At 67.5% G+C, this 19,794-nt stretch carries 18 protein-coding genes; 12 read left to right on the top strand and 6 right to left on the bottom strand.

What is annotated here, in order from left to right; translation table 11 throughout:
• The first annotated feature begins 50 nt into the window (after positions 1–50).
• The 5 genes from ABD104_RS26555 to ABD104_RS26535 all read left to right on the top strand — a co-directional run bounded on the left by ABD104_RS26555 (position 51) and on the right by ABD104_RS26535 (position 6,132).
• On the top strand, positions 51–2,153 hold the full coding sequence (locus tag ABD104_RS26555; protein WP_132978964.1) for a TonB-dependent siderophore receptor: 2,103 nt from the start codon (positions 51–53) through the stop codon (positions 2,151–2,153).
• A gap of 129 nt (positions 2,154–2,282) precedes the next feature.
• Complete coding sequence (locus tag ABD104_RS26550; RefSeq protein WP_087779405.1) at positions 2,283–2,936, top strand: isochorismatase family protein; 654 nt, start codon at positions 2,283–2,285, stop codon at positions 2,934–2,936.
• A 1-nt stretch (position 2,937) separates the two neighbouring features.
• Positions 2,938–3,903 carry a Bug family tripartite tricarboxylate transporter substrate binding protein gene (locus tag ABD104_RS26545; protein ID WP_087779404.1) on the top strand — a complete coding sequence of 322 codons (966 nt, stop codon included), beginning with the start codon at positions 2,938–2,940 and terminating at the stop codon, positions 3,901–3,903.
• 77 nt (positions 3,904–3,980) lie between these two features.
• A complete protein-coding gene (locus ABD104_RS26540) occupies positions 3,981–4,910 on the top strand; it encodes a LysR family transcriptional regulator (protein ID WP_343928521.1) in 930 nt (309 codons plus the stop codon).
• Between the two features lie 127 nt (positions 4,911–5,037).
• On the top strand, positions 5,038–6,132 hold the full coding sequence (locus ABD104_RS26535) for a helix-turn-helix transcriptional regulator (RefSeq protein ID WP_343928520.1): 1,095 nt from the start codon (positions 5,038–5,040) through the stop codon (positions 6,130–6,132).
• A gap of 6 nt (positions 6,133–6,138) precedes the next feature.
• On the opposite strand, the gene ABD104_RS26530 is transcribed toward ABD104_RS26535, so the two are convergent.
• The 4 genes from ABD104_RS26530 to ABD104_RS26515 all read right to left on the bottom strand — a co-directional run bounded on the left by ABD104_RS26530 (position 6,139) and on the right by ABD104_RS26515 (position 9,875).
• On the bottom strand, positions 6,139–7,074 hold the full coding sequence (locus tag ABD104_RS26530) for a hypothetical protein (RefSeq protein ID WP_343928519.1): 936 nt from the start codon (positions 7,072–7,074) through the stop codon (positions 6,139–6,141).
• Between the two features lie 104 nt (positions 7,075–7,178).
• The gene (locus tag ABD104_RS26525) at positions 7,179–7,958 is read right to left on the bottom strand and encodes an SDR family oxidoreductase (protein WP_087837269.1); all 780 of its coding nucleotides are present in this window, start codon (positions 7,956–7,958) and stop codon (positions 7,179–7,181) included.
• 11 nt (positions 7,959–7,969) lie between these two features.
• Positions 7,970–8,893 carry a polysaccharide deacetylase family protein gene (locus tag ABD104_RS26520; RefSeq protein WP_343928518.1) on the bottom strand — a complete coding sequence of 308 codons (924 nt, stop codon included), beginning with the start codon at positions 8,891–8,893 and terminating at the stop codon, positions 7,970–7,972.
• A 10-nt stretch (positions 8,894–8,903) separates the two neighbouring features.
• A complete protein-coding gene (locus ABD104_RS26515) occupies positions 8,904–9,875 on the bottom strand; it encodes a Bug family tripartite tricarboxylate transporter substrate binding protein (protein ID WP_343928517.1) in 972 nt (323 codons plus the stop codon).
• 147 nt (positions 9,876–10,022) lie between these two features.
• Here ABD104_RS26515 and ABD104_RS26510 point away from each other — a divergent pair, with 147 nt between their 5' ends.
• The 3 genes from ABD104_RS26510 to ABD104_RS26500 all read left to right on the top strand — a co-directional run bounded on the left by ABD104_RS26510 (position 10,023) and on the right by ABD104_RS26500 (position 14,072).
• Entirely contained in the window at positions 10,023–10,748 is a 726-nt protein-coding gene (locus ABD104_RS26510) for a GntR family transcriptional regulator (protein ID WP_343928516.1), read from the top strand.
• A 290-nt stretch (positions 10,749–11,038) separates the two neighbouring features.
• Positions 11,039–12,952: a phosphomethylpyrimidine synthase ThiC gene (gene thiC, locus ABD104_RS26505; RefSeq protein WP_279817709.1), complete on the top strand. Its 1,914-nt coding sequence runs from the start codon at positions 11,039–11,041 to the stop codon at positions 12,950–12,952.
• A gap of 334 nt (positions 12,953–13,286) precedes the next feature.
• Complete coding sequence (locus ABD104_RS26500; protein WP_132978971.1) at positions 13,287–14,072, top strand: thiazole synthase; 786 nt, start codon at positions 13,287–13,289, stop codon at positions 14,070–14,072.
• Positions 14,073–14,161: 89 nt separating this feature from the next.
• Here ABD104_RS26500 and thiD read toward each other — a convergent pair whose 3' ends face one another.
• Positions 14,162–14,986 carry a bifunctional hydroxymethylpyrimidine kinase/phosphomethylpyrimidine kinase gene (gene thiD / locus ABD104_RS26495; protein ID WP_087840874.1) on the bottom strand — a complete coding sequence of 275 codons (825 nt, stop codon included), beginning with the start codon at positions 14,984–14,986 and terminating at the stop codon, positions 14,162–14,164.
• 143 nt (positions 14,987–15,129) lie between these two features.
• Here thiD and ABD104_RS26490 point away from each other — a divergent pair, with 143 nt between their 5' ends.
• The 3 genes from ABD104_RS26490 to ABD104_RS26480 are packed head-to-tail and all read left to right on the top strand — an operon-like array spanning position 15,130 to position 17,488.
• Positions 15,130–15,429 carry an antibiotic biosynthesis monooxygenase family protein gene (locus ABD104_RS26490; RefSeq protein ID WP_087840875.1) on the top strand — a complete coding sequence of 100 codons (300 nt, stop codon included), beginning with the start codon at positions 15,130–15,132 and terminating at the stop codon, positions 15,427–15,429.
• 48 nt (positions 15,430–15,477) lie between these two features.
• Entirely contained in the window at positions 15,478–16,158 is a 681-nt protein-coding gene (locus tag ABD104_RS26485; protein WP_087840876.1) for a protein-L-isoaspartate O-methyltransferase family protein, read from the top strand.
• A gap of 16 nt (positions 16,159–16,174) precedes the next feature.
• The gene (locus tag ABD104_RS26480) at positions 16,175–17,488 is read left to right on the top strand and encodes a TolC family outer membrane protein (RefSeq protein WP_132978973.1); all 1,314 of its coding nucleotides are present in this window, start codon (positions 16,175–16,177) and stop codon (positions 17,486–17,488) included.
• A 21-nt stretch (positions 17,489–17,509) separates the two neighbouring features.
• Here ABD104_RS26480 and ABD104_RS26475 read toward each other — a convergent pair whose 3' ends face one another.
• Positions 17,510–18,517, bottom strand: a complete 1,008-nt coding sequence (locus ABD104_RS26475; RefSeq protein WP_343928515.1) for an amidohydrolase family protein — start codon at positions 18,515–18,517, stop codon at positions 17,510–17,512.
• A 285-nt stretch (positions 18,518–18,802) separates the two neighbouring features.
• Between ABD104_RS26475 and ABD104_RS26470 the strand changes: the two genes are divergently transcribed.
• A complete protein-coding gene (locus tag ABD104_RS26470) occupies positions 18,803–19,792 on the top strand; it encodes a Bug family tripartite tricarboxylate transporter substrate binding protein (RefSeq protein ID WP_343928514.1) in 990 nt (329 codons plus the stop codon).
• Positions 19,793–19,794 lie beyond the last annotated feature (2 nt).

Raw genomic sequence — 19,794 nt, 5'->3', positions numbered from 1 at the left:
TAATTATCATTAAAAAATTTATTCCCCATAGCCACCGGAAATCGCACCCCATGCCACCCTTCTCCACCCCACTGCGCCGCGCGGGCCTGGCCGCCGCGCTGGGCACGCTTCCCGGCGCCCTGCTCGGGCAGACCACCGAACCGGCCACCTTGCAGGAAATCCGCGTCGAAGCCACTCCCGAGCGCGAGACCGCCAGCGGGCCCGTCTACGGCTACGCCGCCAAGCGTTCGGCCACCGCCACCAAGACAGACACGCCGCTGCACGAGACGCCGCAGTCGGTCACGGTGGTCACGCGCGACCAGTTGACGGACCAGGGAGCCACCAACCTGCAGGACGCGCTGGGCTACGCGGCCGGCGTGCGATCGGACGCCTATGGCATCGACTCGCGCGCCGATTCGGTCCGCATACGCGGCACCGAGCCCACCCTGTACCTGGACGGCCTGCGCCAGCACTACGACTACTACACCAGCACCACCCGCACCGAGCCCTATACGCTGGAGCGCCTGGAAGTGCTGCGCGGTCCCGCCGCCATGCTGTATGGCCAGGGCAGCACCGGCGGCATCATCAACATGGTGAGCAAGCGCCCGCAGGCCGAGTTCCAGGGCGAAGCGGGCATACAACTGGGCAACCGCGGCCGCAAGCAGGCCCAGGTAGACCTGACCGGGCCGCTGACGGCTGACGGGCAGTGGCTGTACCGGCTCGTCGCGCTCAAGCGCGATGCCGACACGCAGGTCGACTACGTGAAGGACAACCGCAGCCTGGTCATGCCCTCGCTGACGTGGCGCCCCGGCGCGTCCACCTCGCTCACGCTGCAAGGCCTGTGGCAGAAGGATGAAAGCGGCTCGACCGCGCAGTTCATGCCGTGGTCGGGCATGCGCACCGACAATCCCAACGGCAGGATCCCCACCAGCCGCTTCATCGGCGAACCCGGCCATGATCGCTACGATTCGCGCCGCACCTCGTTCGGCTGGCTGTTCGAGCACCGCTTCAACGACCAGTGGTCCTTCAGCCAGGGTTTCCGCCATGCCAACAACAAGGTGGATTACCTGACGCATTATGCGGACTCGTTCACCGAACCCGGGGGCTGGGCCGCCGACCCGATCAACCAGCGCCGCATCGGCCGCTACGCGGACGACGCGCTTACCAAGGTGCGCATCGACACCCTGGACCAGCACCTGACCGGCAAGCTGCAGACCGGCATCGTGCAGCACCAGGTACTGCTGGGCTTCGACTGGACCCGCTACCGCCGCGATCGCCGCAGCGGCGCCGCAGACGGCGGCACCATCGACGCCTACGATCCGGTCTACGGCAACTACACGCCGCCCGTGCTGACCGACGAGCCGCGCTATACGCTGCGCCAGGCGGGCCTGTACCTGCAGGACCAGATGAAGATAGGCAAGCACTGGATCGTCGCCGCGGGCGTGCGCCACGATCGAACAACCGCCGGACTGGCGGGCAGCGCCGACGAAAAAGACAACGCCACGACCAAGCGCCTGGGGGTGATGTACGTGGCCGACAACGGTCTGGCGCCCTACATCAACTACAGCGAATCCTTCACGCCCGTGCCGGGCACCGACAAGGACGGCGCGCGCTTCAAGCCCCTGCGCGGCGAACAGTGGGAGCTGGGCGTCAAGCATCAGTCGGCCGACGGCCGGCGGATGGCCACCGCCTCGGTCTACCAGCTCAAGGAAAAGAACCAGTTGGCGGGCGATCCGGCCAATCCGCTCTATTCCATCCAGGTGGGCGCGACCAAGACCAAAGGCCTGGAGCTCGAGTATCGCGGCGCGATCACCCGCGGCTTCGATCTGATCGCACACTACAACTACATCGACCTGGACAAGTCGCTCGAAGGCATGCCGCGCCACCAGGCCGCGGCCTGGGGCAAGTGGCGCTTCGCGCTGGGTGGCGTCAACGGCTTCGCGCTGGGAGCCGGAGTGCGCTGGATGAGCTCGTTCCGCGATGGCGTGGCCCCCACCACGCCATCGGTCACGCTGTTCGACGCCATGGTCTCGTACGAGACCGACCACTGGCGCTACGCGCTCAACCTGAACAACCTGACCGACAAGACCTACGTGGCGACGTGCCTGTCGCGCGGGGATTGCTGGTACGGCGCGCGCCGCAGCATCATCGCCAGCGCGACCTACAAGTTCTAGCCGCCGGCGCCAGCCATACCCCGCACGTATGGCTTCCAGCCGAAACCCGTCTTGGACAGGGCCGCCTCCCGCGCGGTCCAATTCTCCTCCAGAGCCACCGAGTGGCCGTTCACATTCCATGGAGGAGAAATGGACCAGGACTTGCAGATCGACGACCCCTTGTTCAAGGAAAAGGGCTTCGGGCGCCGCATCGGTTTCGGGCGCCACTGCGCGCTGATCGTCGTCGACATGATCCGCGGCTTCACGGACCCGGCGCAGCCCCTGGGCGCCGACCTGAAGCAGGCGGTGCTCGCCACCAACCGCCTCGTCGCCGCATGCCGCCGGATCGGCGCGCCCATTCATTTCTTCACGGTGGGCTACCGGGCCGACCTGTCCGACGCCGGCGTCTGGCAGCGCAAGATGGGCGGCATGGCCAGCCTGCTGGAAGGCAGCGACAACGTCCGGCTCGATCCGCGCCTGGACACGGTGGATGGCGACTCCATCATGTCCAAGAAATACGCGAGCTGCTTCGCCGGCACGGACCTGGCCGCGCGCCTGGTCTCGCAAGGCGTGGATACCGTCATCGTGACGGGCTGCACCACCAGCGGCTGCGTGCGGGCGACGGTGGTGGACGCGGTGCAGAGCGGCTTCCGCCCCATCGTCGCGCCCGAAGCCGTGGGCGACCGCTCCGGCGCGGCCCATCGCCAGAGTCTGCTCGACATGGATGCGAAGTACGGCGACGTCGTCCCGCTAGACGAGGTCATCGCCCATCTTTCCCGCATCGCGCAACCGGTGGAGGCCTGACATGAAAAAGCCAGCTCTATTCGCCGCCCTGCTGCTGGCGATGGCTCCCGCCGCTGGCCATGCCGACGCCGGGTTTCCCAGCCGTCCGATCAAGATGGTGGTGGCCGCGCCCACCGGCGGCGTGCCCGACGTCATCGCGCGCCTGGTGGGCCAGCACATGTCCGCCTCGCTGGGGCAGCCCATCGCCGTCGAGAACAAGACCGGCGCGGGCAGCATCATCGCCCTGGAATCGGTGGCCAAGGCCAATCCCGATGGCTACACCCTGCTGGTGGCCGACTCCAGCCCGCTTACCATCAACCCCACGCTGTACAAGAAGCTGCCCTACCAGGGCATGGACAGTTTCGAGCCCATCGCCTTCCTGGGCGCCGCCCAGCTGTTCCTGACGGCCGGCCCCTCGCTGAAGGCCAACTCGTTCCGGGAGATGGTGGCACAGGCCAAGGCCGCTCCGGGCAAGCTCACCTACGGCACCATAGGCATCGGTTCGCTGCACCACGTCATGTTCGAGGAGATCCGCCGCTCGGCCGGCATCGACATCATGCATGTCCCGTTCCGCGAACAGCCTTCCGCCCCCGTCGCGGCGGGGACGGCCGACATGCTGCTGGCCGGCCTGCCCTCGATAGAAGGGCTGGTGCGGGCGGGCCGCCTGCGGCTGCTGGGCGTGACCAGCAAGGCGCGCGTCGCGCAGTTGCCCGACGTGCCGACGCTGGAGGAAAGCGGCCTGCCCGGCTACGTATTCACCGCCGACATCGGCCTGCTGGCACCGCGCGGGACGCCGCCCGAACACCTGCGCAAACTGGCCGAAGCCGCCCGCCACGCCGTGGCCCAGCCCGACGTGCGGCGCAAACTGGCCGACCTGGGCATCGTCCCCGACGGCCGCGTCCTGGCCGAGTACGGGGACTACATGCGGCGAGAGATCGACCGGTTCGGCGGCATGGTCCAGCGGGCGGGGCTGGCCGGCACCCAATAGCTCGCCACCTTCCGCCGCGGTGCCGGCCGCGGCGGAATCGGCCTACTATAGGGCGGAATCCCCCATGCCTGCCGCCTATGATCACGCTGAAGCGACTCGAATACTTCGCCAAGGTCGTGGAGACGAGAAACATCACCCGCGCCGCGGAACAGCTGCACATCGCCCAGCCGGCCCTGGGCACCCATATGCGCGAGCTCGAGGCGGCCCTGGGCGTTCCGCTGTTGTCGCGGCATTCGCGCGGCGTGGATCCGACGCCGGCCGGCAGCCTGCTGCTGGAACGGTCGCGCCAGATCTTCGAGCTGGTCGCACGGACTCAGGATGACGTACGGCGCGCCGACCAGGCCGCGCCGGTCCGCTTCAACCTGGGGCTGACCTCCAGCACCATGCTGCTGATCGGCTCGGACCTGCTGCTGACCCTGAAGCGCCGGTACCCCCACATCGACCTGCAGCTGTACGAGAACCCGAGCTTCCTGCTGGTGGACGCGCTCGAGCGCAAGGACATCGATGCCGCGCTGGCCTATTCCGTATCGCCCCACCCCGGCTTGTCCACGACCCCGGTGCTGAAGGAACGGCTGCTGCTGACGGTCCGGGCCGACCTGGCGCCTTCCTGCGGCCCCGTCACCATGGACGAAGTATTGGCGCACGAGCTGGTGCTGGGCAACGAACGCGACGTCGCGCGCCGGCTGGTCGAAGCCAGCGCCTTCGAGAAAGGCACGCAGCCCCTCATCCAGTGCGAGACGCACTCCATCACCAGCCAGCGCGACCTGGTGCTGCGCGGCGCGGCGGCGGCCGTCATGCCCCTGGGCGCCATCGTCCGCGAGTTGGAGCGGGGCGAGGTCGTCGCGCGCCCCATCACCGACCCGGGCATGCACATCACGCTGTTCATCGTTCGCCGGCAGGCGCCGGACGAGGCCAGCCTCCAATATGTCGACCAGACCGATCCCATCGTCCGGGCCTGCGTGGACATGATCGCGGGGCGGCTGGGGGAACTGGGCAGCCCGGTGTAGAACCGCACGAGTTGCGCATGCCTCTCGTTTGCGGCTATGGTGACCGTTACCCTTCGACACATCCCGGGAATTCCGCCAGGCATCTGCGGCCGCGGCGGTCCGCCCCGGACACAGAATAGATATACCGATGGATACGAAAGGGACTGCACTCCACTTGCTGGAGCGGCTCTATGACGGCGTCCTTTCGGAGGACCAATGGCGGCAGTCGCTGCGGGACATCAGCCTGTCGCTCGGCGCGGCCAGCGCCGGTCAGGTGGCCCTGCACGTGCCGACGGACTCGCTGGAACTGGACGAGCTCATCGGCCTGCCGCCCAAGGTCATCGCGCATTTCAACGAAATGCAGGACCTGGACCCTGGCCGCGCGGCATCGTCGCTGCTCGCATCGGGCCGCATCTACCTGGACTACGAATTCCATGGCCAGGCGCGCCTGCAGCGCGAACCCTTCTACCAGGAGTTCCTGAAGCCGAACGGCCTGGGCACCTATGCCCTGCTCCCGCTGGGACAGGACGAAGAGCGCATGTACACCTTTTCCGTGCAAAGGGAAAACGGCCGTCCGCCGCTGGACGACGATGAGACCCGGCTGATGCATGCCGTGTTGCCCCATCTGCGCACCGCCTTGCACCTGCAACTTCGATTCCGCCAGCAACAAGCCGAATCGCTGCTTCTGCGGCACATGCTGGACCGGCTCGGCTTCCCGCTGCTGGTCTGTTCCGCGCGCGGCCGCATCGTGCAGTCCAACCACCTGGGCGACATCTGGCGGCAACAGCCCGACTGCCCCCTGGGCGCCCGCGCCTCCAGCCTGCCCCAGCCCATCCGCCGGCTGCTGGACAGGGCCTGCGGCCACGGCGCCGAGGCCCCCTCGGCCGGCTCGCTCGCGCTACCAGACGGCGGCCGGCTCATCGTCCTGCCATGTCCGCTCACCCAAGACCTGCGCGGCGGCGACGCCCTGGCGCTGGTCGCCGCGCAGGGGCCGCAATGGCGTCCCACCCCGCGGGGCACGCTGCTGCGCACCCTGTTCCGGCTGACGCCGGCGGAAATCCGCCTGGCCCATCACCTGGCCCAGCACGACGACCCGCTGCCCACCGTTGCCGAAACCCTGGGCGTTTCGCTCAACACGCTGCGCACGCAGTTGCGCTCGATCTTCGACAAGACCCAGACCCGGCGGCAGGCAGACCTGGTCCGGCTGATGGGACACCTGGGCCTGCTGACGCCGGGGGACTGATCGCGATTACAGGTCGTCGAACTCCCGGTAGGTCATCGTCTTGCTACCGCCCAGGCTGGACGAGAAGGTGACCGTACCCGGCGCGCTGCCATTCGCCTGGAAGCGGGTGGTGATCGTTTCGGCCGCGGTCTTCGTGGCGAACGCCCCCGCCAGGAAACCACCCGCCTCATGCGAAAAGCGGACCGTCTCGGTCATGCTCGCGTCGTAGGCATAGTCGGGGCCAAGCACGGGATCCGAGCCGCTGACCGAGAACGAAATGCGCGAATAGGTATCGGCATCCGTCGTGGGATCGTAGGCCACGGCCACGGCGTAGTCCTTGAACTTCATCGTCACGGCACCGCCATCCTCGGTCAGGACGATCGCGGGAATATCGAACTCGGCGCGCTGCCCCTTGGGTTCGGCCGAACTCACGTCGTTGGACGCCTTCACCGATGCCGTTCCCGCCGCGGACGTCCCGTCGAAGGACGCGCCCTCACCCAGCGTGACCCTGGCGCCCAGCGTCCAGTCCGACTCCTCTTCCAGCAGGTCTCCGTCCACCTCGTCGAAATCGACCGTCGCCTTGCCCGTGAACGGAATACCGTTGTCGGACACGCGACAGTCGTTCATGGTCAACGCCACCGAGTCCCCGGCCGACAGGGTGCCGCTGTCGTCCGCATCGGTCCAGACGCCCGAGACCGTCCCGCCGTCCAGGCACTCTGGCGTGCCGTCTCGGCCGATGACGATTCCGTTCTCGAGCATGGGTTCGAACGCCTGGTGCAGGGACACGGCCGAGAACGCCGTCTCGTGGCCGTACCAGATCTGTTTCTCGCTGAGCGTCTTGCTGTCGCCGCCACCTCCGCCACCTCCGCCACCGCCGCCCGAGTCATCGCCGCCGCCTCCCCCGCAGGCGGCCAGCGATGCCGCCATCAAGGCGGTGCAAAGTGCGGTCAACGATTTCGACATGCTCGACTCCTTACTGAATGAATAGGCAATGTCGGCATTCTCGAAAATCGCGCCGCCCGGCGCATCACAGGATCCTGTGATGAAAACCGGGCGGCCTGGCCTACTCAGAACACGCCGCGATACGATCCTCCGTCCAGTTGCAGGTTCTGCCCCGACAGATACCCGGCCTGCGCGCTGCACAGGAAGGCGCAGGCATCGCCGAACTCCCGCGGCTGCCCCAGCCTGCCGGCCGCGATGGTATCGACGATGCGCTGCCGCGCTTCCTCATAACCCAGGCCCTGCTCGCGCACCATGCGCTCGGCCATGAAGCGCTGGCGGTCGGTGTCGAAACGCTCGGGCAGCAGGTTGTTGATGGTGACGTTGTCGGCCACCACCTCGCGCGAGATGGCCTTGCACAACGCCGTCAGGCCGGTGCGCGCGGACGTCGACAAGCCCATGGCCGGGCTGGGCGACTTCACCATGGCCGACGTGATGTTGACGATGCGGCCGAATCTCCGGGCCCGCATGCCGGGCAACAGCGCGCGGATCAGCAGGGCGGGCGCCAGCATGTTGGCCTCGATCGCCCGCAGATAGTCTTCACGCTCCCAGTCGACGAAGCGCCCGGGCGCCGGCCCCTCGTTGTTCGTCACCAGGATGTCGGCGTCCGGGCACGCCGACACCAGCGCCGCGCGGCCCGCGTCGGTATTGATGTCCGCCGCGATCGCGCGCACGGCGCCGCCGGTTTCGGCGGCCAGCTCCCGGGCGGCGGCGGCCGCCGAATCCGGCGAGCGGCCGTTGATCACGACATGCACGCCTTCGCGCGCCAGCGAGGCGGCGCAAGCCCGCCCCAGCCCGCGCGTGGACGCGCACACGATGGCCTTGCGGCCGCGAATCTGCAGATCCATGAGTCTTCCGCCTATGGCTGTTGGTGGGCCGGCACGGGGCGGCCGATGGCCTGCATCAGGTGCCGGGCAAGCTCGGCGCGCGTGCCTATCCAGATGTCGTCCGCCGCCGTGGCGATCTCCAGCAGCCGCTGGAACGCCGCCATCCCGGCCGGGCGCCCGCATACGTGGGCATGCACCGTGGGATCGATCTTCTGCGGCGTGCGTTCCCACTTGCGGACGTAGTCGAGCCAGTCCTCGAAGATGTCCACCATGGCGCTGGGCGGCTGGCCATGGCGCATCACCAGCGGCAGGTCGTTCACTTCCATGGTGCCGGGCACGGCCACGATCGCGTGGTCGCCGAAATCCACCAGGTAGGGCATGTCGTCGTTCAGCGTGTCGCCATGCCAGAGATAGCCGGCCTGGGCCAGCAGGTGCGCCGTGCGGTGGCTGGGCGTGCCGCGCGGACTGATCCACCCCAGCGGCGCCGTGCCCGTCGCCGCCGCGATCAGGTCGGTCGTGCGGCGGATGTTGTCGCGCTCCTGCGCCTCGTCCAGATAGGCGGGGATCACGTCCATTGCGTACGAATGCGCGACGACGTCGTGGCCGGCCTGGGCGATGTCCTTCACCTCTTCCGGATAGCGCTCGGCCATGATCCCGCTCACCAGGATCGAGGCCCGGACGCCGTTGCGCGCCAGCGCCTCGAGCACGCGGTGCACGCCGCGGCGATGTCCGTACTCGGCCCAGCCGACCGCGTTCAGGTCGGGAATGCCGCCCTTGAGCGGATTGCCCATCGGGCCGATGCCGGGCCACGCGCCGTCCGACCACCACTCGTAGGCCATGCGGAACACCACGCCTATGCGCTTGCCGCCGGGCAGCAGGAAGCCGGCGGGCGGATGGATCTCGGTCGCGCCGGCGTGCAGGTTCAATACATCCATGTCGTTCCCTCGTTCGGTCATGGTCATCGGATCATTGGGCTTCGATACCGGCGCGCTTGACGGCTTCCGCGTAGCGGGCGGAATCGGCGCGCACCAGTTCCGCGAACGCCTGGCCGGCGCGCGGGTCGGGTTCATAGCCGCCATCGCGCAGCATCTTGGCGAACGCCGGCTGGGCAACGATGTCGCGCACGGTGGCCGCGATCGTGTCGATCGCCGCCTGCGGCGTTCCGGCCGGCGCGAACAGGCCCTGCCAGGCCGCCGGCAGCACGAAGTCGGCAACGCCCGCCTGCGCCATGGTCGGCGCATCCGGATACTCGGGCGTGCGCTGCTCGCCGGTGAAGCCCAGCGTGCGCACCTTGCCCGACTGGACATAGGGCAGCGCGATCGTGGGCGGAATGAACATGATGTCCACGTCGCCCGCCGCCACCGCGTTCAGCGCCTGCGAGGCGCTCTTGTACGGCACGTGCAGCATGCTCATGCCGGCGCGCGCGGCGAACAGCTCGCCCGCCAGGTGCAAGGTGTTGCCTATGCCGGGCGACGAATACGTGATCGGCTTGGCGGCCTTGCGGCCATAGTCCACCAGCTCGGCCACCGTGCGCACGGGCAGCGCGGGATTGACCATCAGCAGGTAGCCCGTGCCGGTCGCCACGTTCACCACCGGCACGAAGTCCTTGCCGATGTCGTAGGGCAGCTTCTTGTAGACATGGGGATTGATGACGAACGAGGTCGTCACGTGCAGCAGGGTGTAGCCGTCGGGCGCGGCCTTGGCCACGTCGGCCGCCCCGATGACGCCATTGGCGCCGGGCTTGTTGTCCACCACCACGCGTACCTTGAGCCGCTTGTCCATCTCCGCGGCCAGTTGCCGCGCCACGGTGTCCGGCGTCCCGCCCGCCCCGAACGGGACCACCACCCGGATCGGATGCGAGGGATAAGGCGCCTGCGCATGGGCAAGCGGGCCCAGGGCCATCATCGCGGCCAGGCACCACCATCGGATCGTTTTCATCGCTCCTCCTTTTTTATCGATAAAAAACATTTCTTTTTTATTTTTATCGATCACAAAAGAAAAGAAAAACCACGGAGAAACCCGAATATGCTTGGCACCAGCCGCCATTCCCGGCTGTGTATGATTTATCGATAAAATTCGACCATCATGCTGGAACCCGACGACGCCCTTCCCGCCGGCCGCATCGTGCCCGCCACCCTCGCCTCGCAGACCTACGAGCGTCTGCGGCGCGACATCGTGGACGCCCATTACGCGCCCGGCCAGAAGCTGGGCACCCGCCAGTTGAGCGAACGCTACGACGTCGGCCTCGCCCCGCTACGAGAGGCGCTGACGCGGCTGTCGCGCGAGGGCCTGGTCGTACAGCACGACCGGCGCGGCTTCGCCGTGCCCAACTTCGGCGGCGCGCACCTGGAAGAGCTCTCGCGCACGCGGTCCTGGCTCAACGACATCGCCCTGCGAGCGTCCATCGACTACGCGGACCAGACCTGGGTCCAGGGACTGGTCCAGGCCTACCACCGCCTGGCGCGGCTGGACCGCTATCTGAAGGGCAAGGACGGCCCCCACGAGAATCCCGAGTGGGAAGCCGCGCACCGGGACTTCCATACCGCCCTGATCGCCGGCTGCCGCTCGCGCTGGATGATCGACTACTGCAACCAGATGTTCGAAGCCTCCACCTACTACCGCCGCTACTCCCGCATCACGGCCGAGTACCGCAAGGGCCGCGAGAACGAACACGAAAAACTGTTCCAGGCGGCGGTGTCCCTGCAGGCCGACGAAGCGGCGCGCCTCATGCGCAAGCACGTGATGGAAACCGCCCAGCGCGTGCAGGAGCGCTTGCTGGCCGAGTCGGCCAGGCCGGGCCTGCGGTCCTGACACGCTTCATGGTGCAACGCGCAAGAAACGCGCGCTGGACATTGACCGCCGCCGGCCTATACTTACGCCCGTGACGCAGGGGTACTCATCGCCGGTTCGGCGTGGGTTGAGATGACACCCTCAGCACCTGTACGGATAATGCCGATGCAGGGAGCGTTTTCCGGCGGAACCTCGCGTTCCCGGCATGCGGCCCCAGGCCGTCCCCCCAGTCCGTGCACGGACGTCCCCGGGGGCCATCCGGAAAATCCCTTCCTTCGTTCGGCTCCGGAAACCTTTTTCTTGGAGCTTCCATGAACGCCAATCCCAAGTTCATCGCCGCCACGGCCCAGGTCGACCAGGCCGCCATCCAGCCGCTGCCGAAGTCGCGCAAGGTCTACGAACAGGGCTCGCGCCCCGACATCCGCGTGCCCTTCCGCGAGATCGAGCAGGCCGACACGCCCACCATGTTCGGCGGCGAAAAGAACCCGCCCATCACCGTCTACGACACCAGCGGCCCCTACACCGACCCCGACGTCAAGATCGACATCCGCTCGGGCCTGGCGCCGCTGCGCGAGAACTGGATCGCCGAACGCGGCGACACGGAACAGCTCGACGGCCCCAGCAGCGCCTACGGCCGCGAGCGCCTGGCCGATCCCAAGCTGGCCGAGCTGCGCTTCAACCTGCACCGCGCCCCGCGCCGCGCCAAGGCCGGCGCCAACGTGACGCAGATGCACTACGCGCGCCGCGGCATCGTCACGCCGGAAATGGAATTCGTCGCCATCCGCGAAAACCTGCGGCGCGAGCAATACATCGAATCCCTGCGCGCCAGCGGCCCGCAGGGCCAGCGCCTGGCCGAGCTGCTGGGCCGCCAGCACCCGGGCCAGTCCTTCGGCGCCTCGATCCCCGCGCGCATCACGCCCGAGTTCGTGCGCGACGAAGTCGCGCGCGGCCGGGCCATCATCCCGGCCAACATCAACCACCCGGAAATCGAGCCGATGGCCATCGGCCGCAACTTCCTGGTCAAGATCAACGCCAACATCGGCAACTCGGCCGTCAGCTCTTCCATCGCCGAGGAAGTCGAGAAGATGACGTGGTCCATCCGCTGGGGCGGCGACACCGTCATGGACCTGTCCACCGGCAAGCACATCCACGAAACGCGCGAGTGGATCATCCGCAACTCGCCCGTGCCCATCGGCACCGTGCCCATCTACCAGGCGCTGGAGAAGGTCGACGGCAAGGCCGAGGAACTGACCTGGGAAATCTTCCGTGACACGCTGATCGAACAAGCTGAACAGGGCGTGGACTACTTCACCATCCACGCCGGCGTGCGCCTGCCCTTCGTGCCGCTGACCGCCAAGCGCATGACCGGCATCGTCTCGCGCGGCGGCTCCATCATGGCCAAGTGGTGCCTGGCGCACCACAAGGAAAGCTTCCTGTACGAACGCTTCGAGGAAATCTGCGAGATCATGAAGGCCTACGACGTCAGCTTCTCGCTGGGCGACGGCCTGCGTCCGGGCTCGATCTACGACGCCAACGACGAAGCACAGCTGTCCGAACTGCGCACCCTGGGCGAACTGACCCAGGTCGCCTGGAAGCACGACGTGCAGGTCATGATCGAAGGCCCCGGCCATGTGCCCATGCACATGATCAAGGAAAACATGGACCTGCAGCTCGAGCATTGCCACGAAGCGCCCTTCTACACGCTCGGCCCCCTGACCACCGACATCGCGCCCGGCTACGACCACATCACCTCCGGCATCGGCGCGGCGCAGATCGGCTGGTACGGCACGGCCATGCTCTGTTACGTCACGCCCAAGGAACACCTGGGCCTGCCCAACAAGAAGGACGTCAAGGACGGCATCATCACCTACAAGATCGCCGCCCACGCCGCCGACCTCGCCAAGGGCCACCCCGGCGCGCAGATCCGCGACAACGCGCTGTCCAAGGCGCGCTTCGAATTCCGCTGGGAAGACCAGTTCAACCTCGGCCTGGACCCGGACACCGCCAAGGACTTCCACGACGAGACCCTGCCCAAGGACTCGATGAAGGTCGCCCACTTCTGCTCGATGTGCGGACCGCACTTCTGCAGCATGAAGATCACGCAGGACGTGCGCGAATACGCGGAGCAGATCGGCGTCAGCGAGGCCGAGGCCCTGAACAAGGGGATGCAGGAGAAGGCGGTGGAGTTCGTGAAGAAGGGGGCGGAGATCTATCACCGGTCGTAAGCCGCCTTGGTTACACTGCATTGAGAGCGTTTCTTGCTGACGCAACCGGCTCGGCCCGGCAGGCGGCGCAGCGGCAGAGGTCCGGGTCCCGGCTACGCCGGGACTTCCCGCGATTCGGGCGGGATTCGGGGCGGGCGAAAAACTCGCGCGGGGACAGTCCCCCGGACTGTCCCTACTGCCGCGCTCAAACAGTTTCGCCCTTGCTTCCCCGAATCCCGCCCGAATCGCGGCCGGCCCAATGCCGCTGCGCCGCCTGCCGGGCCAAGCCGGTTGAAGCAACGTAATGCCACGGCTGTGGCCGGGGCATGATCGATAGAGATTTCAGGATCCAACCATGACAGACACATTCACCCTTGCCGGCAAGACCTACTCCTCCCGCCTGTTGGTGGGCACCGGCAAGTACAAGGACTTCGACGAGACCAAGGCCGCCATCGACGCCAGCGGCGCCAACATCGTCACCGTGGCCATCCGCCGCACCAACATCGGCCAGAACGCCGGCGAGCCCAGCCTGCTGGACTACCTGCCGCCCAGCGAATACACCATCCTGCCCAATACCGCCGGCTGCTATACCGCCGACGACGCTGTGCGCACGCTGCGGCTTGCGCGCGAACTGCTGGATGGACACGATCTGGTGAAGCTGGAAGTGCTGGGCGACTCGCACACCCTGTTCCCGAACATGCCCGAAACCCTGAAGGCCGCGGAAACGCTGGTCAAGGACGGCTTCAAGGTCATGGTGTATTGCACCGACGACCCCATCCAGGCCCGCATGCTGGAAGAAATCGGCTGCGTCGCGGTGATGCCGCTGGCCTCGCTGATCGGCTCGGGCATGGGCATCCTGAACCCGTGGAACCTGCGGCTGATCATCGACCAGGCCAACGTGCCCATCATCGTGGACGCGGGCGTGGGCACGGCCTCGGATGCGGCGATCGCCATGGAGCTGGGCTGCGACGGCGTGCTGATGAACACCGCCATCGCCGCGGCCAAGGATCCGGTGCTGATGGCCAGCGCAATGAAGAAAGGCGTGGAAGCCGGACGCGAAGCCTTCCTGGCGGGCCGCATGCCGAAGAAGCTGTACAGCGGCTCGCCCAGCTCGCCGATGACCGGGCTGATCCAGTCATAAGCTTACTTACCCGGCCGATCCGGCTGCGGGCGCAGGAACAGCCCCCCGGGGCGGACGCGCCGGCCGCTCCCGTGCCGGGAGCGTAGCCGCTACCACCACCCGTGAAAGTGATGCACCGGCCCGTTCCCCGACCCGACGCCCAGCCGGTCGGCGTGGCGGATGGCCTCGGTCAGGTAGTGCTTGGCCCGGCGCGCCGCCTCGGGCACGTCCTGCGCCTGCGGCAGCAGCGCCGCCAGCGCGGCCGACAGGGTGCAGCCCGTGCCGTGGGTATTGCGGGTGTCGATGCGCGGCGCCGCCAGCTCGATCATGCGGTCGCCGTCGTGCAGCAGGTCGATCGCCATGTCGCCCGGCAGGTGCCCTCCCTTCAGGAACACCCAGCGCTGGCCGGTGTGGGCCAATTGTTCGCGCAGCCGCTCGGCCACGCGCCGCATTTCCTTGACGGTTTCCACCGGCCGCTGCTCCAGCAGCACGCCGGCCTCCGGCAGGTTGGGCGTGATCATCGTCACCTGCGGCATCAACGCTTCGCGCAGCGCGCCGATGGCGTCGCGCGCCAGCAGGGCGTCGCCGCTCTTGGCGATCATGACGGGATCGAGCACCACGTGCGGCGGCTTCCAGTGGGCAAGCCGCTCGCCCACGACCTCGGTGACGGGCCGGCTGCCCAGCATGCCGATCTTGACCGCGTCGGCGGGCACGTCGGCGAACAGCGTGTCGATCTGCTGCGCGACGAAGGCGGGATCGACGGGCTGCACGCCCGTCACGCCCTGGGTGTTCTGCGCGGTCAGCGCCGCGATGACGCCGCAGGCGTACGCGCCCAGGGCGCTCATGGCCTTGACGTCGGCCAGCACCCCGGCGCCGCCCGAGGGGTCCACGCCCGCGATGGTCAGGGCCTTGGGAATGGGACGAACGGCAGACATGGCGATCCTCTGGAAACGAAACGCGCCGCCCCCCGGGCGACGCACGCCGCCAGTATAGTCCGCCCGCCGGCCCGCCCCGCGCCGGCATGTCCGGCCCGCGCGAACGCGGGTAACATGGCAGACCATTCTGTGGAAGGCCAACCATGATCTACGAACTCGCGCACATCGAAATCCAGCCCGGCACCCAGGAAAAATTCGAGGCCGGCGTCCAGGAAGCCGCTCCGCTGTTCCAGCGGGCGAAGGGCTGCCACGGCATGGAACTGCACCAGACGCTGGAAGACCCCAACGCCTACCTGCTCGTGGTCCAGTGGGAAACGCTGGAAGACCACACCGTGCACTTCCGGGGCTCGGAAGACTTCAAGGCCTGGCGCGCGCTGGTGGGCAGCTACTTCGCCAAGCCGCCCGAGGTCCGCCACGCAACGACGGTCGCCAAGCCGTTCTGAGCCGGTTAGAATGGTTTGTTTTGTTACGTTTTCCTGCCAAGTCCTGCCATGAACGCTGCTTCCCTTCCCGACGTCGAACACGCCCGCTTCAATATGGTGGAACAGCAGATCCGCCCCTGGGACGTCCTCGACCCCAAGGTGCTGGAACTGTTGTTCAAGGTGAAGCGGGAGGACTTCGTGCCGCCCGCGCTGCGCACCCTTGCCTTCGCCGACACCGAGATCCCGCTGCGGATCGACGACTACGACAGCGGCGAATGCATGCTCGCCCCCAAGGTCGAAGCGCGCCTGCTGCAGGAACTCGCGCTCAAGCCCACCGACAGCGTGCTGGAAATCGGCACCGGCTCGGGCTACCAGACGGCGCTGCTGGCCAGCCAGGCCCAGACGGTGACGTCGGTCGAGATCCTGCCCAAGCTGGCCGCCTTCGCCCAGGCCAACCTCAAGCGCGCCGGCATCGCCAACGCCACGGTCCAGGTCGGCGACGGCAGCAAGGGCTGGGGCTCGACCGAATACGACGCCATCCTGGTCACCGGCTCGGTGCCCGAAGTGCCCGACAGCCTGAAGTACCAGTTGCGCGTGGGCGGCCGGCTGGCCATCATCGTCGGCCAGGCGCCGGTCATGACCACCCTGCTCATCACCCGGACCACGGCCGCCAGCTTCGAGACCACCTCGCTGTTCGAAACCCTGGTCAAGCCCCTGCGCGGCGTCACCGTTTCCAAGTTCAAGTTCTAAGCGGAGCTTCGTGCCCATGCGCGCCAGGCCGTACTACGTCCAGACGCTGTGCGCGCTGTTGGGCGCCTGCGCTTTCGTTCCCGCGGTCGCGGCGCTGGACCTGGAGCAGGCCTACCAGGCGGCGCTGGCCAACGACGCGACCTTCGCGTCGGTGCGCTCGGCCTATACCGCCACGCTTGAAAAACTGCCCCAGGCGCGCGCCTCGCTGCTGCCGGCCATCTCGCTGGCCGGCAGCCGGGCCGAGGCCTCCACGACGCGCCTGCCGGGCGTGACCTACACGAACGAGAGCTATACGCTGCAACTGATCCAGCCGCTGTTCCGCTGGTCGGGCTGGCAGACCTACGAGCAGTCCAAGCTGCAACTGGCCGTCGGCGAAGCCCAGCTCGCCCAGGGGCGCCAGGACCTGATCCTGCGCGTGGCGCAGGCCTATTTCGACGTGCTGGCGGCGCAGGACAACCTGGCCTTCATCGGCGCCCAGAAAATCGCCATCTCGGAACAGCTGGAATCGGCCAAGCGCAACTTCGAGATCGGCACGGCCACCATCACCGACACCTACGAGGCCCAGGCGCGCTACGACCTGGCCCAGGCCCAGGAAATCCAGGCCGAATCCGACCTGGCGGTCCGCATCGGCGCGCTGCAGCAGATCATCGGCACGCCAGCGGGCGACCTCGCCAAGCTGCCGCCCGCGGTCAACGTGCCGGCGCCGCAGCCGCCCCGGATCGAGGCCTGGACCGAACAGGCCGCCGCCAACAACCTGGCCGTCGCCCAGGCCACGCTGAACAGCGAGATCGCCCAGCGCGGCATAGAAATCGCCAAGAGCGGCCACTACCCCTCGGTCGACCTGGCCGCCAACGTGGCGCGCACGCGCGGGCTGGTCGGGCAGACGGTGGTCAACGACTTCTACACCACGCGCTCGGTGGGCGTGCAGGTCTCGGTACCCATCTTCGCCGGCTTCGGCACCACCTCCAGGGTGGACGAGGCCGTCGCGCTGTCCGAGAAGGCCCGCAACGACCTGGAGGTCGCCCGCCGGGCCGCCATCCAGAACACCCGCGTCGCCTTCCAGGGCGTGAACGCGGGGCTGGCCCAGGTCCGCGCGCTGGAGGCCGCGCAGGTCTCCAGCCGCAGCGCGCTGGATGCCAACAAGACCGGCTACGAAGTGGGCGTGCGCATCAACATCGACGTGCTGAACGCCCAGCAGCAGCTCTATTCCACCGAGCGCGACCTGGCCAAGGCACGCTACGACGCCCTGCTGTCGGGCCTGCGCCTGAAGGCCGCCTCCGGCATCCTGTCGGAAGACGACGTGCGCCAGGTCAACGCGCTGCTACGCTAGGGCCACGCGGCGGCCAAGGCACTACCCGCGTTTCCTCAGCCTTCCGTACACCCGGTAGGCATTGCCCGAATAAATCCTGGCCTTGTCGGCCTCGCCCAGGCCGGCGGCATCGATGTAGCGACGCGTGTCGTCGAAATGATGGCCGGTCTCGGGGTCCACGCCGCGCACCGCACCCACGGTCTCGGACGCGAACAGGATGTTCTCGGGCGGGATCACCTTCAGCAGCAGGTCTATGCCCGGCTGATGGTAGACGCAGGTATCGAAGAACACGTTCTGCAGCAGCAGTTCCTTGAGCGGCGGCAGGCCCATGTCCTGCGCCAGCCCGCGATAGCGCCCCCAGTGATACGGCACCGCGCCGCCGCCATGCGGGATGATGAACCTGAGCGTCGGGAAATCCTTGAACAGCGAGGACGTCAGGAACTGCATGAAGGCCGTCGTATCGCCATTGATGTAGTGCGCGCCCGTCGCGTGGAAATGCGGGTTGCAGGAGCCACTGACGTGGATCATGGCCGGCACGTCCAGCTCGACCATCTTCTCGTACAGCGGATACCACCACTTGTCGTGCAGCGGCGGATCCTTCCAGTACCCGCCCGTCGGATCGGGATTCAGGTTGCAGCCGATGAAGCCCAGTTCCTTCACGCAGCGCTCCAGCTCCGGTATGCACCTGGCCGGCTCCACGCCCGGGCTCTGCGGCAGCTGGCAGACACCGGCGAAATTGTCCGGGTACAGCTGGCAGATGCGATGAATGAGGTCGTTGCAGACGATGGCCCACTCGCTGCTGGTCTGCTGGTCGCCGATGTGGTGGCCCATGCCGACCGCGCGCGGCGAGAAGATCGTCAGGTCGGTGCCGCGCTCGCGCTGGATGCGCAATTGCTTGGTCTCCAGGCTTTCGCGGATCTGGTCGTCCGAGATGACGGGGCGCGGGAAGATCTCGCACTTGCCGCATTCGCAGGCCGACACCTGCAGGCGCCGGTACTCGTTCAAGGCTTCGGGCGCGGTCGTGTAGTGCCCATGGCAATCGATGATCATGCGGACTCCTTGCTCCTGTCGTCGTGAGTCGTGGCCGGGCCGGCATCGGCCCGCGCAGGCATTCCCGCATTCTGCCGACAGCAAGGCGCGCGCATCCATTGAGTAATGCTTCCGGTGACTTGAGGAAACGCTCAACCAAGGCCGTTTCGCCAGACCGTCTTAACCATCTGCTCAACCCCGCGGAAGTTTTACTCAATAGACCCGGCGGGGCCTCGCATGCAACCATCCTCGCCAGTACGACATCCACATCGGCGCCCCCTGAACGCCGGGACAAGGAGACGAGCCGTGACACTCCCCGCATTGCGAATTCCGAAGTACGCCGCAGTCCTCTTCGCCGCCGCACTGTCGGCCGGCGCCATCGCTCCCGCCGCCGCGGCCGACTATCCGGATCGGCCGATCCGGATGTACCTGCCCTACGGCCCCGGCGGCATCGGCGACCTGACGGCGCGCGTGGTCACGCAAAAGGTCAGCGAGATCCTGGGCCAGCAGATCGTGATCGACAACAAGCCCAGCGCGGGCGGCGTGCAGTCGTTCCAGGCCGGCCTGCAGGCCCCCGCCGACGGCTACACGCTCGTGCAGGGCGGCAACGGCACGGCCATCACCCAGACGCTGGTCAAGGACCTGCCCTACAGCATCGTGGACGACTTCACCCAGGTCGCCACCCTGTCCCGGTTCAACCTGATCCTGACGGTCAAGCCCGATTCACGTTTTCGCAATCTTACGGAGCTCATCGCCTATGCCAAGGCCAATCCCGGCAAGCTGAGCCTGGGCACCACCAACGTCGGCTCCAGCCAGCACCTGGGCGCCGAGCTGTTCAAGTCGGTGGCGGGCATCCAGGCCGAGACCATTCCTTACAAGACCAGTGCCGCGCTGCTGACCGGCGTGCGCTCCGGCGACATCGACGTGGGCTTCGACTTCGTGCCACCCATGCTGTCTTCGATCAAGAGCGGCGCGGTGCGCGCGCTGGCCATCGCGGCCGACGGCCGCAACCCCAACCTGCCCGACGTGCCCACCACCGCCGAAAGCGGCCTGGACGGCTACGTGGTGGCGTCGTGGAACGGCGTGTCGATCCGCCAGGGCACGCCGCGCGCCATCATCGACAAGCTGAACCGGGCCTTCGTGGCCGCCGTCAACTCGCCCGAGGTCGCGCAGAAGCTGCGCGAGATGAACTCCGAACCCTACGCCCTGGGCGTGGACGAGTCGCGCGCCCTGATGAAGGCCGACATCGCCAAATGGAAGGCGGTGATCGAGAAGGCGAACATCCCCATCAACTGACC

The organism is Pigmentiphaga daeguensis (genome assembly GCF_039523035.1).
Taxonomy (GTDB): Bacteria; Pseudomonadota; Gammaproteobacteria; order Burkholderiales; family Burkholderiaceae_B; genus Pigmentiphaga; species Pigmentiphaga daeguensis.
The sequence above is the reverse complement of the archived record's forward strand: the minus strand, read 5'-3'. Positions and strand labels throughout refer to the sequence as shown.